Origin of the sequence: Aurantimonas sp. C2-5-R2 (assembly GCF_036549495.1) — a bacterium.
GTDB classification, from domain to species: domain Bacteria; phylum Pseudomonadota; class Alphaproteobacteria; order Rhizobiales; family Rhizobiaceae; genus Aurantimonas; species Aurantimonas coralicida_A.
Genome location: NZ_JAZHLJ010000043.1, coordinates 23,891 through 35,266, shown reverse-complemented (window position 1 = coordinate 35,266; position 11,376 = coordinate 23,891). Strand labels below are relative to the sequence as shown.

Here is an 11,376-nt window from a genome sequence, read left to right as displayed (position 1 = left end):
AGGCGGTGGCTGTGATCGGCGGCATCCGGCAGAAGATCCACTTTTTCTGCATGGACGTGCCGCAGTCGGACGCGCCGCTGGTGAAGGCCTACCCTCGGGGCGGTTCGACGCGCCGGTGGCAGACATTCTCATCATCCTGCCGCCGGCCTATCCGGACGTGGCGCCGGATATGTTCCATCTCATCCCCTGGGTCCGACTTGTTCCGGCCGGAAAATATCCGAACGCCGCGGATCAGCCGGTGATGTTCAAGGGGCAGAACTGGCAGCGCTGGTCGCGCCACAACAGCGAATGGCGCCCCGGCATCGACGGCATCTGGACGATGCTCAAGCGCGTCGAGGACGCGTTGGCGAGGGCGGCATGACGACGTTCAGCCTCACCATGACGGAAACGCATTCGCGCGAATTGCGCGATCACCTGCTTCGGCCCAACGGTCACGAGCATGCCGCATACGTGGTCTGCCGTCCTTCGCGGGTGCGCCGCGATCCGTGGGATGGCGAGGCGCACGAACGGCTGCTCGTCGTGAGGATCGTTCCCGTTCCAGACGAACACATCATTGAATCAACGCCCATGATCATCTCATGGCAGACCGCCTCCTTCGTTCGCCTTCTCAAGGAGGCGGAGGCGGAGGGATATGTGGTCGGGATCATTCACAATCATCCGGCGGGGATGGATTGGTTCTCCGAGCAAGACGACGCGAACGAGCCGGACCTCATGCGGATCGCCGTCAACCGGAACGGACCGGAATCGAGATTCTTTAGCTTGCTGCTGACCGCCGACGGGAGGTTCGCCGGACGCGTGTGGCTAGCCCCCACGCCAGGTGCGTTCGTGCATATAAGATCGATACGGGTGATCGGCGATCGGATAGGATTTCATTATCCCGGTCGAGGAAAGGGCGAACCCCCCACGGCCTTCCAGCGCCAGGCGCTGGCGTTCGGCAACGCCCTGAATGCCGATTTGCGTTCCATGCGAGTGGGCGTCGTCGGCTGCGGCGGAACCGGAAGCGCGACCGCCATCCTGCTTGCGCGCCTTGGCGTCGGTCAAATCGTGCTGATCGACAACGACATCGTCGACCGCACGAACCTGAACAGGCTGCACGGCTCGACACAAGCCGACGCGGACGCGATGACGCCGAAGGTGGAGGTCGTCGCGCGCGAAATCGCGCGGATGGCGCTTGGCGTTCGGGTGGTCCCCATGGAAGCCTGGGTCGGTGATCCGGGATGCCGCGACGCCCTCCGATCTTGCGATCTCATTTTCGGCGCAACGGACGACCACGATGGCAGGCTGTTTCTCAACCGCCTCGCCTACTACTATCTGGTTCCCATCATCGACATGGGGCTGTCGATCGATGTCGGCGACGAGGATGTGCCGACGATCCACGCGCTGGATGGCCGCGTGAGCGTTCTCTCTCCAGGCCATACCTGCTTGATCTGCCGGGATGTGATCCGGCCGGTGATCGCCAGCGCGGAAGCGCTTCGCCGGACGAATCCCGAGGAGTACGAGCGTCGCAAGATCGAGGCGTATGTCGCCGGTGGAGGAAATCCCGCACCGGCGGTCGTCACGTTCACGACGGAACTTGCCTGCATGGCGGTGAACGAGATGATCCACCGGCTGCAAGGTTTCCGGGGCGCGGAAGGATCGGCCGCCAATCGCGTGCGTAAATTTCATCTCGGAGAAGACCGGCATCCTGGTCATCGCCCGCGCGAGGGCTGCCCGGTATGCTCCTCGTCGGCGATTTGGGGACGAGGCGACGAAGATCCGTTCCTGGGCCGGGCGGGTTGAGATGGCGACGCTTCGCTCGATCCTGCTATGGCTGCTCATCGCGCTTGGCCTCGCGCGAAGGCCCGATTTCATGGTTCTGATGATGAGCGATCATCCCAACGAGAGCGCGATAAAGCCGAGGCGCGTTTATGTCGTGACGAGCGGCGGACATATGAAATGGGCGTATTTTCTATGTCCGGCCGATCCGACGGAGGTCATCCAGCTTTCGTTGATGACCAGTCGACGACCGCACTGGCGGCTCACGCGCGATTGGTTCGGCCGACCGACCATTCATCCGTCCGTCTGGCAGACGGCGGGATCGCACGCGCACTTCTGGATACGCGGCGGCCTGGTCGAGTGGTGCGCGGATTCTGGCAAGCCCACCTCGCTACCTCGATAAGTCGCCGGATTGCCGCCACGACCTCGATGGGGTGCCGTGAGAGGATTTGGGGAAGGTCGCCGCAGCGATCGAAGCTTAGTACGCCAGCGACCGAAGACGAGGTGCGCCGTGGTCTTGAGATCGTCGCTGGCCTTATATCGACCTATTCGCCTTCAGGCACGACCCGTCCGGCGAGCCCCGTTCCTCGGCGTCGCTCGCTTCAAATTCCGTTAGACGTTGGAACTGGTGTCCCGACGTGTCGACGATGAATCGCCAGAATGGGTGTTCCAGCTGCGGTACGGACTGCGCCGGCGTCGACCGAAGAAAGCGCCGAAGCTCGTGACCGAGCTTGAACTGGAGGACGACAACCCGCCCTCGGTCCTTGAAGCCGACATCGAAGCCGAGCTGCTCTTCGTGGAGGAGGTTCGGCATGAAGGGGGTGGGTCGCAACCCAATTGCCTCCAGCAGCGATTGAACTTCGCGGTTGACGCCGAAACCGTATGAGAACTCTGACAGACGTTCATGCAAATTGATCATGCCGGCTCCACGAGTGTAGCCCGTGCTCGTCTGTCGCGTTCTCGCTGGAATGCCGAGCGCCCGATTCCGCCCATGCTATCGTTGGGAATGAGCGCAATCCTGAAAATCGCTCGATCGCCCAAGGACTTCCTTTTGCATTGGAACAGTCGATATCATCGCGTTGTCCGGATGTCTCGGGTGACTCATCGTATGCAGATACTGGGCGTCGCCCTTCGGGCCGGGCTGTAGGCTGCGCCGAAGCCCCGTGCCGGGTCTTCTCCCTTGCGGGCTGTCATCCCTGACGCGGCCGGAGAGATCATTGCGCGAGGAAGGGCAGGCGGGAAAGCATGCTGGGTGCGCTACGACGCTGGATGGAGGCCCGAAGGAAAATCCGCCTGAGATGGCGGGCAGACGCGCGCAGTCTGGTGCAGCGTGACGAACTCGGCGCCTATTACGAGGCGCAGCGTTTGGCCGCTCGGGCCCGGGCTTCAGGGCAAGCCGGCGAGTTCGTCCATTGGGCCAAGGTGGCGGCCGAAGTAGCGAGGATCTCGCCCCGTTCGCACATGGATATCGCAGTGGTCCAGGCGATCGTCGACGATGAGACGCGGCGCGGAGGGGCTTCTCGCAGCCATGACGATTGAACCGGCGGCCACGCCGAGATCGCTTCGGCAAGGCACGGAAGCCGTCCTTTCAACCTGAGACGCGGCCAGCGACCGAATCCGGTCCGGTGCGGCATTGTGGTTCGGCATCCGGGAAAAGAGCGTGCGAGAGGGCGCGGACCTCCTTCGGAGCAAGTCCAACCCCGCTCTCCATGGATGGCTTTCCTGGTCCTCCGCCCGGCCTTCCACGATCAACCCGCGAGGGGTCGGCTATGCGGAGCATGCGGCCGCTGCGGCTTCGCCTGCGCGGTGATCGCGGCCGGTTGAGGACACTGACGGAGCCATCGAGCGGGGATCGGCCTCGCTCAAAGGTGGAGCCCTCAAATGTCGCACGATCTTTCCCTCGCCCAGTCCCACGCGTTCCAGCTCGCCCGCATCCTGATGGTCCCGGTCACACTGTTCCAGGTCGATGGAGAGTTCGGCGTGCTGCCGAGTGACGAACTCGATGACGCCGACGTGGTCATCGTCCATGAGTACGATCCCCACCAGTACGGCCCGGCTCATTGAGCCGGGTTCGCCCTGACGGGCGTGTGCCGCTCGCGAGCGGGCGGCCGCAAGGGAAGCTGCGCCGCGTCTGGTTGATGTCACGGCGCTGCGCGCGCCCTGCATGTTTTATCAGTTGCCAGACGCGCCCTTGCCCCCTTCGCTCTTCGCGGAGGCCGGAGATGGTCCCGCGAGGTGCGGGGAAGAGGAAATTCGAGCGGGAAAGGTCTGACCCGGAGGCGTGTTGGGAAGAGAAAATGGAAAAGATGGACATTGAGGAGCTGAAGGAGCGCGTGCCCTGCGCGGCCGTGCTCGAGAAGGCCGGATTTGCGATCGATTTGAAGGAGAGCACCCGCAAGGCGGTCAAGTACCGCCGCGGCGACGACATCATCATCGTGATCCACGGCGGCAAGGGCTGGTTTGATCCTCTCTCCGACGCCAAGGGCGACGTATTCTCACTTGTCGAGCATCTCGACGACATCGGCTTCGCAGAGGTGCTGCAGAGGGTCTCGGAACTGGTCGGCCTCGTGCCGAGCGAACCGGTCTGGACGAGGCGGTCCCGCGAGCGCGATCCGGACCTCGGCATTCCTGATCGCTGGCGCGTGCGGCGCAGCCCATGGCGGAGCTCCATGACCTGGCGCTATCTGCGCGACGAACGTGGTCTTCCGGAGGCTGTCATCCGCGCCGCGATCCAGCAGGACCGGCTGCGTGAAGGACCGCGCGGCAGCATGTGGGCGGCACATGTCGATGATGACGGCGCCGTCACCGGCTGGGAAGAACGCGGGCCGGAATGGCGCGGTTTCGCCACCGGCGGCGGAAAGATCCTGTTCCGCTTGGGGCCATGCGAGGCCATTCGCGTCTGCGTCACCGAGGCGGCGATCGACGCGATGAGCCTCGCCGCGATCGAAGAACCGCGATCCGACAGCCTCTATCTCAGCACGGGTGGCGGATGGGCGCCGGCCACTGAAGCAGCCATTCGGGCGCTTGCGGCCCGTCCCAATGTGCAGCTCGTCGCTGCAACCGACAACAATGCGCAAGGCGAGGTCTATGCCGGTCGCATAGAGGCGGCCGCCGTTGCCGCAAGCTGCGGCTACGAGCGGCTGGCGCCTGCACACGAGGATTGGAACGACGATCTGCGGGCGATGAAGAAAGAAGAAGAGGAACGGAGAGGGGAGAAAGAAACCGGGCTGCCGCATGCCCGCCGTCCGCGTCAAGGGTGAAGCTTCGCCCGCGTTCCGCGGCCCTTGACCCGGCCGGACGGAGAGGCGGCTGCGGGGAGGGGTCAGGAAGGGCTGAATTGACGGCGAAATCGGAAGGATGAGCCGCGCTCCAGCCCCGGCAAGGCCGAAGGAGCCGCTCCCATGCTTCACCTCTCCTCAATCCGCAAGATCTTCCAGGGCGTCCCCGACCGGCGCCAGATGTTTCGCATGTTCGATCGCCATGCGCAGCGCCCCACCCCCTGGGAAAACGACGCGAGCGCGCTCTACGCCGGCGAATGGTTCGAGATCGACGCGGTCGACCACGACTATATGTTCGAGATCCTGCCGCCACTCTGGATGCGCGGCGATATGTTCGCGATGCGCGAATTCCTGACCGACAGCGTCACCAGTGTCTTCTTCGCGCTGACGATCGACGGCCAACTCCGCCACTTCCACGGCTATTGCGACCTTTCCGACAAGCCCTCGCCCGGCCGGATGCGTGCCGCGATCGTCGATCGGGAAGCGCGGCCGGTGAAGGCGATGACGCGCCAGGAGCGCCTCGATCACATCTGGAGCGCGACCCATGACGATTATCGCAGCTATGCCGGTGAGCGCTGGCCGGAGCCTTCACGCGGCAAGCGCGCCATTACCGTTTACGGCGGCAGCCGGGGCACGACGCTGAAACTGGTCGACGATCTCAGCGACGCAGAGATCTCCACCAAGCTTCCGGTGCATCTGCGCTACCTCCCCGACGCGATCGCGGCGTGAGGGCGGCCCCATGTTCACGTTTCCCATTCTCGGCGTTCGCAAGGTCATCGAACGCGGAAAGACCGATGCTGCCGCCAATGACGGGTTTCGCAACCCGCATTACGGCCTCAAGCCCGGCAAGGGCGAGAACCCGGGCCTCTGGCTGGTCGGAGACCAGGGGGTCTACATCATGTCGAACGGCAAACTCGCCGACGGCGACCGTCCGCTCGTGGTCTATTCCGACGAGTGCCACCCGGTCGGCAATCCCGACTGGTTTCACTACAAGCACCGCCATTTCGGCGGTGATGACGGGATCGAGTTTATCGACGCCGAGAGGCTCATCCCGCTGTTCGACCGGAATTTCAGCTGCACGCATCTGCACGTGCAGCTGACCGAGACCGAAGTCTCGCTCTCCCTGATCACCCGCTAGCCACTTCACCCCCTAAGCCAGCCCGTCACGCGGCCGACACCGCCGTTCGCGTGCTCGCGCTCGCCAGAAAATCCAAGGAGATTTCCATGTCACACGACGATCCCTTCACTCTCGACCTGTTCGGAAACACGGCGCTGTCCTCGGGCCTCGGCGTCGGGGTGACGGCGTTTTCGGCGTCCTTCGCCGATAGTCCGGACGATGACGATCCTCCTCCCGTCTCGCCGGCCCCGGCCATTCCAATCGCCGCGGCCGCATCGCCCGCTCGAGCAAACCAGGCCGATAAGGGCGAGAACTTCAAGCTCGCGGCGACGCGTGGTCTTGCCAAATCCTGGCGGGACCGGGCTCATGACAATCTCGCTGCCATACGGCTCGCCGCCGATATCGTCGACCAGCAGCGGCCTGCCACGCCCGAGGAACAAGCTGCGCTGATCCGGTTCACCGGCTTTGGAGCTTCCGAATTGGCGAACGGCGTGTTCCGCCGCCCCGGCGAGCAGTCCTTTTGCAAGGGCTGGGAGGAAATCGGCGTCGAGTTGGAGGAAGCTGTCGACGGGGCGGCCTACGCCTCGCTGGCCCGCTGCACCCAGTATGCCCATTTCACACCGGAATACATTATCCGTGCGATCTGGGCCGGCTTGCGGCGGCTCGGCTTCCGTGGGGGCCGCATCCTGGAGCCCGGCGTCGGTACAGGGCTCTTCCCGGCGCTGATGCCGGAGGTTTTGCGCGATGCCTCGCACATCACCGGCATCGAGATCGATCCTGTCACCGCGCGGATCGCCCGCCTCCTTCAACCGAACGCCCGAATCCTCAACCAGGATTTCGCGCGGGCCGACTTGGCCGAACATTTCGATCTGGCGATCGGCAACCCGCCGTTCTCGGACAGGACGGTCCGATCGGACCCGGCATACCGCTCGCACGGCTTCCGGCTGCACGACTACTTCATCGCAAAGGCCGTCTCTCGGCTAAAGCCGGGCGCGCTCGCCGCCTTCGTCACCTCCAGCGGCACGATGGACAAGGCCGATGCCCGCGCCCGCGAGCACATCGCCACAATGGCGGATCTGATCGCTGCAATCCGCCTGCCCGAAGGCAGTTTTCGTGCCGATGCCGGCACGGACGTCGTCGTCGATATTCTTTTCTTTCGCAAGCGCAAAGAGAATGAACCGGAAGGAGATGTCTCCTGGCTCGACCTTGAGGAAGTGCGCCCGGCGTCGGAGGATGAGGGGGCGATACGCGTCAACCGCTGGTTTGCCCGGCATCCTGACTTTGTCCTTGGGCTGCACGCCCTGACGGCTGGCCCCTTCGGCGAGACTTATACCTGCTTGCCTCATGCCGGCGAAAATCTCGACGCGGCGTTGACCGCTGCCGTGCATCTCCTTCCGGAAGCCATCTATGACGGCGAGCCGGAAGAGATCGGAGCGGACGCCGACGAGCAGGTTGAAGCGCCGGTTCGCAACGCCGCGGATGGTGCGGCAATCCGCGAGGGCAGCTATTTCATCGGCCAGAACACCGCGCTGATGCAGATGGTCGACGGCGAGGCCGTGACCATCCATGTCCGCAAGGGTAGGTCCGGCGACGGCATTCCGGAAAAGCATGTCCGCATCGTCCGCAAGCTAATCCCGATTCGCGATGCGGTTCGCGAGGTGCTGAAGGCCCAGGAGTTCGACCGACCGTGGAAGCCGACGCAGGTCAGGCTGCGCATCGCCTGGTCGAATTTTGTGCGCGAATTCGGTCCGATCAATTTCACCACGGTTTCCACGACGGAGGACAACGAGACCGGCGAGGTGCGCGAGATCCATCGCCGCCCCAACATTCAGCCGTTCCTTGACGATCCCGATTGCTGGTTGGTCGCCTCGATCGAGGATTTTGACATCGAGACCAACACGGCAAAGCCCGGGCCGATCTTTTCCGAGCGCGTGATCGCACCGCCTCCCGCCCCGGTCATCACCTCGCCGGCCGATGCGCTCGCGGTCGTCCTGAACGAGCGCGGACATGTCGATCCCGATCACATCGCCGAACTGCTGCACGCGCCAGTCGCTGAGGTGATCGACGAGCTTGGGCAAGCGATCTTTCAGGATCCCTCGTCCGGAGCTTGGCAGACGGCTGATGCCTATCTCTCAGGCGCCGTCCGCACCAAGCTCGTCGCGGCCGAGGCCGCTACGACGCTCGATCCGGCCTTCTCCCGCAATGTCGCCGCGTTGAAGGCTGTCCAGCCGGCAGACCTTCGGCCTTCGGACATCACTGCACGTCTCGGCGCACCCTGGATTCCAGCCGCCGATATCGTCGCCTTCGTCAGCGAGACTTTTGCTGCCGATATCACCATCCATCACACGCCGGCGCTCGCCTGCTGGACGGTGAACGCCCGTCAGCTCGGATGGAGCGCCGCCGGCACCACGGAATGGGGAACACATCGCCGCGATGCCGGGCAGCTCCTGTCCGATGCGTTGAATTCCTCCATCCCGCAGATATTCGACACGGTGAAGGATGGCGATACAGAACGCCGCGTTCTCAACACCGTCGAGACGGAAGCGGCCAAGGAGAAGCTGCAAAAGATCAAGACGGCGTTCCAGAACTGGATCTGGTCCGACCCCGATCGCACCGACCGGCTGGCGCGGCTTTACAACGACACGTTCAACAATATCGCGCCGCGAGCCTTCAACGGCGATCATCTCCAGCTACCGGGCGCCTCAGGCGCCTTTTCTCTTTATGGCCACCAGAAGCGGGTCATCTGGCGCATCATCTCTTCCGGAAGCACCTATGTCGCGCACGCCGTCGGCGCCGGCAAGACCATGGCAATAGCCGCTGCTGTCATGGAGCAGCGCCGCCTCGGGCTGATCAACAAGGCCATGCTGATCGTGCCCGGTCATTGCCTGGCGCAGGCCGCCCGCGAGTTCCTGGCGCTCTATCCGAACGCCCGCATCCTCGTCGCCGACGAGACGAACTTTACCAAGGACAAGCGCCATCGCTTCCTGTCGCGCGCGGCGACCGCGAACTGGGATGCGATCATCATCACGCATTCGGCTTTCCGCTTCATTACCGTGCCCTCGGCGTTCGAGGCGCAGATGATCAGGCAAGAACTCGAGCTCTACGAGGACCTGCTGACCAAGGTCGACCGCGAGGACCGCCTCTCGCGCAAGCGCATCGAGCGCATGAAGGAGGGACATAAGGAAAGGCTGGAGGCGCTCTCGACCCGCAAGGACGATCTCTTGACCATTGCCGAGATTGGCGTCGACCAGATCATCGTCGACGAGGCGCAGGAGTTCAGAAAACTCTCCTTCGCGACCAACATGTCGACACTGAAGGGTGTCGATCCGAACGGGTCGCAGCGGGCCTGGGACCTGTTCGTCAAATCCCGCTTTGTCGATACGAAGAATCCGGGCAGGGCGCTCGTGCTCGCGTCCGGTACGCCGATCACCAATACGCTCGGCGAGATGTTCACGGTGCAGCGGCTGATGGATCACGCGGCCCTCTCGCAGCGCGGCCTGCACGAGTTCGACGCCTGGGCGAGCACGTTCGGCGACACGAGCACCGAACTGGAGCTTCAGCCGTCCGGCAAATACAAGCCGGTCACGAGGTTCGCCCAGTTCGTCAACGTGCCCGAACTGATTGCGATGTTCCGGTCGTTCGCGGACGTCGTCCAGCCGGCCGATCTGCGCACCTATGTCAGGGTGCCGGAGATTGCCGGCGGCAAGCGCCAGATCATCACGGCCGAGCCGACCGCCGCCTTCAAGGCCTATCAGCGACATCTCGACCAGCGCATCAAGGCGATTGAGTTGCGTGAGGGACCGCCCCAGCCCGGCGACGATATTTTGCTCTCCGTCATCACCGATGGCCGTCATGCGGCGATCGATTTGCGTCTTGTCGACGCCGGCATGGACAACGAGGAAGCCAACAAGCTCAACGCCCTCATCCAGAACGCCTTTCGCATCTGGCAGGAGACAAGTGAGGCCGAATACGCCCGCAAGGATGGCAAGCCCTTCGACACGCCCGGCGCTGGCCAGCTGATCTTCTCCGACCTGGGCACCATCAATGTCGAGGCGAGCCGTGGTTTCTCCGCCTATCGGTGGATACGAGACGAACTGGTCCGCATGGGAGTTCCCGCTTCGGAAATCGCCTATATGCAGGATTTTCGGAAGTCGGAGGCCAAACAGCGTCTGTTCAACGATTTCAACGCCGGCAAGGCCCGCGTGCTGATCGGCAGTTCAGAGACCATGGGCACCGGCGTCAACGTGCAGGCGAGGCTGAAGGCGCTCCATCATCTCGACGTGCCATGGCTGCCGTCCCAGATCGAACAGCGCGAAGGCCGCATCGTGAGGCAGGGGAACCAGCACGACGAGGTCGGCCTCTATGCCTACGCGACTCTCGGCTCGCTCGATGCGACCATGTGGCAGAACAACGAGCGCAAGGCCCGGTTTATCGCCGCGGCATTCTCCGGCGACACCAGCATTCGCCGGCTGGAAGACATGGGCGAGGGGCAGGCGAACCAGTTCGCCATGGCCAAGGCTATTGCATCGGGCGATCAACGCCTGATGCAGAAGGCGGGGCTGGAGGCCGAGATCGCCCGCCTCGACCGGCTGCGCGCCGCCCATACCGATGACCAGCATGCGATCCGCCGGCAGATCCGCGACGCCGAGCGCGACATCGAACTTGCGACCCGGAGGATCGGCGAGATCGCCCAGGATATCGAGCGTCTGGTTCCGACGACGGGCGATGCCTTCGTCATGACCGTCACCGGCGAGATGTTCGACGAGCGCAAGCTTGCCGGCCGCGTGCTGATGAAGGAAATCCTGACCTTTGTGCAGCTCCAGCAGGATGGCGATGCGATCATCGCCTCGATCGGTGGCTTCGATCTAAAATTCTCCGGTGAGCGGCTCAGTAAGGACGGCTTCCACTACGCCACCATGCTGCTGCGCACCGGCGTCGAGCATGAGGTCGGGCTTTCCGTCACCACGACGCCGATCGGCGCCATCGCCCGGCTCGAGCATGCTCTTGCCGATTTCGAGGGCGAGCAGGAAAACTATCGCAGGCGGCTCGACGGTGCGCAAAAGCGCCTCGCCTCGTACAGGCCGCGGGTTGGCGAAGCCTTCAGCTTCGAAGCCGAGTTGACGCTGAAGCGCGAGCAACTGGCCGAGGTCGAGGCCGATCTCGCCAGCGACAAGGACGACGCCGGGAACTGCAATGACAGGCCGGCTGATCGGAAAGCTGCATAGG

10 protein-coding genes and 1 pseudogene are annotated in these 11,376 nt (G+C 63.8%); all 11 read left to right on the top strand.

Translation table 11 applies throughout. The annotated features are described in order from the left end of the window. Window positions 1–115 precede the first annotated feature (115 nt). The 11 genes and pseudogenes from VQ044_RS16590 to VQ044_RS16550 all read left to right on the top strand — a co-directional run bounded on the left by VQ044_RS16590 (window position 116) and on the right by VQ044_RS16550 (window position 11,375). Window positions 116–361 (top strand): E2/UBC family protein, encoded by a 246-nt coding sequence (locus VQ044_RS16590; protein ID WP_327648246.1) that lies wholly within the window; start codon window positions 116–118, stop codon window positions 359–361. Then, a pseudogene (locus tag VQ044_RS25730) lies at window positions 289–702 on the top strand (Mov34/MPN/PAD-1 family protein); the annotation flags it as partial. The gene VQ044_RS16590 and the pseudogene VQ044_RS25730, both read left to right, overlap by 73 nt. Before the next feature lie 9 nt (window positions 703–711). Further along, a complete protein-coding gene (locus VQ044_RS16585; RefSeq protein WP_331827721.1) occupies window positions 712–1,779 on the top strand; it encodes a HesA/MoeB/ThiF family protein in 1,068 nt (355 codons plus the stop codon). Between the two features lies 1 nt (window position 1,780). Beyond that, entirely contained in the window at window positions 1,781–2,158 is a 378-nt protein-coding gene (locus VQ044_RS25725; RefSeq protein ID WP_442880666.1) for a DUF6527 family protein, read from the top strand. Window positions 2,159–2,374: 216 nt separating this feature from the next. Continuing rightward, a complete protein-coding gene (locus tag VQ044_RS16580; protein WP_327648248.1) occupies window positions 2,375–2,641 on the top strand; it encodes a hypothetical protein in 267 nt (88 codons plus the stop codon). Between the two features lie 359 nt (window positions 2,642–3,000). After that, a complete protein-coding gene (locus tag VQ044_RS16575) occupies window positions 3,001–3,294 on the top strand; it encodes a hypothetical protein (RefSeq protein WP_327648250.1) in 294 nt (97 codons plus the stop codon). Window positions 3,295–3,636: 342 nt separating this feature from the next. Continuing rightward, window positions 3,637–3,819, top strand: coding sequence for a hypothetical protein (locus VQ044_RS16570; RefSeq protein ID WP_327648252.1), 183 nt, complete (start codon window positions 3,637–3,639; stop codon window positions 3,817–3,819). A 233-nt stretch (window positions 3,820–4,052) separates the two neighbouring features. Continuing rightward, window positions 4,053–5,015 (top strand): DUF3991 and toprim domain-containing protein, encoded by a 963-nt coding sequence (locus VQ044_RS16565; protein WP_327648253.1) that lies wholly within the window; start codon window positions 4,053–4,055, stop codon window positions 5,013–5,015. 141 nt (window positions 5,016–5,156) lie between these two features. After that, complete coding sequence (locus VQ044_RS16560; protein WP_327648255.1) at window positions 5,157–5,762, top strand: DUF1419 domain-containing protein; 606 nt, start codon at window positions 5,157–5,159, stop codon at window positions 5,760–5,762. Between the two features lie 10 nt (window positions 5,763–5,772). Beyond that, window positions 5,773–6,171, top strand: coding sequence for a DUF3085 domain-containing protein (locus VQ044_RS16555; RefSeq protein ID WP_327648256.1), 399 nt, complete (start codon window positions 5,773–5,775; stop codon window positions 6,169–6,171). A gap of 86 nt (window positions 6,172–6,257) precedes the next feature. Continuing rightward, a complete protein-coding gene (locus VQ044_RS16550; RefSeq protein ID WP_327648257.1) occupies window positions 6,258–11,375 on the top strand; it encodes an N-6 DNA methylase in 5,118 nt (1,705 codons plus the stop codon). Window position 11,376 lies beyond the last annotated feature (1 nt).

Excerpts from the sequence above, each read along its gene's own strand:
- VQ044_RS16585 (WP_331827721.1), top strand. The coding sequence starts at position 712 with ATGCGGATCGCCGTCAACCGGAACGGACCGGAATCGAGATTCTTTAGC.
- VQ044_RS25725 (WP_442880666.1), top strand. The coding sequence starts at position 1,781 with ATGGCGACGCTTCGCTCGATCCTGCTATGGCTGCTCATCGCGCTTGGC.
- VQ044_RS16575 (WP_327648250.1), top strand. The coding sequence starts at position 3,001 with ATGCTGGGTGCGCTACGACGCTGGATGGAGGCCCGAAGGAAAATCCGC.
- VQ044_RS16570 (WP_327648252.1), top strand. The coding sequence starts at position 3,637 with ATGTCGCACGATCTTTCCCTCGCCCAGTCCCACGCGTTCCAGCTCGCC.
- VQ044_RS16565 (WP_327648253.1), top strand. The coding sequence starts at position 4,053 with ATGGAAAAGATGGACATTGAGGAGCTGAAGGAGCGCGTGCCCTGCGCG.
- VQ044_RS16560 (WP_327648255.1), top strand. The coding sequence starts at position 5,157 with ATGCTTCACCTCTCCTCAATCCGCAAGATCTTCCAGGGCGTCCCCGAC.
- VQ044_RS16555 (WP_327648256.1), top strand. The coding sequence starts at position 5,773 with ATGTTCACGTTTCCCATTCTCGGCGTTCGCAAGGTCATCGAACGCGGA.
- VQ044_RS16550 (WP_327648257.1), top strand. The coding sequence starts at position 6,258 with ATGTCACACGACGATCCCTTCACTCTCGACCTGTTCGGAAACACGGCG.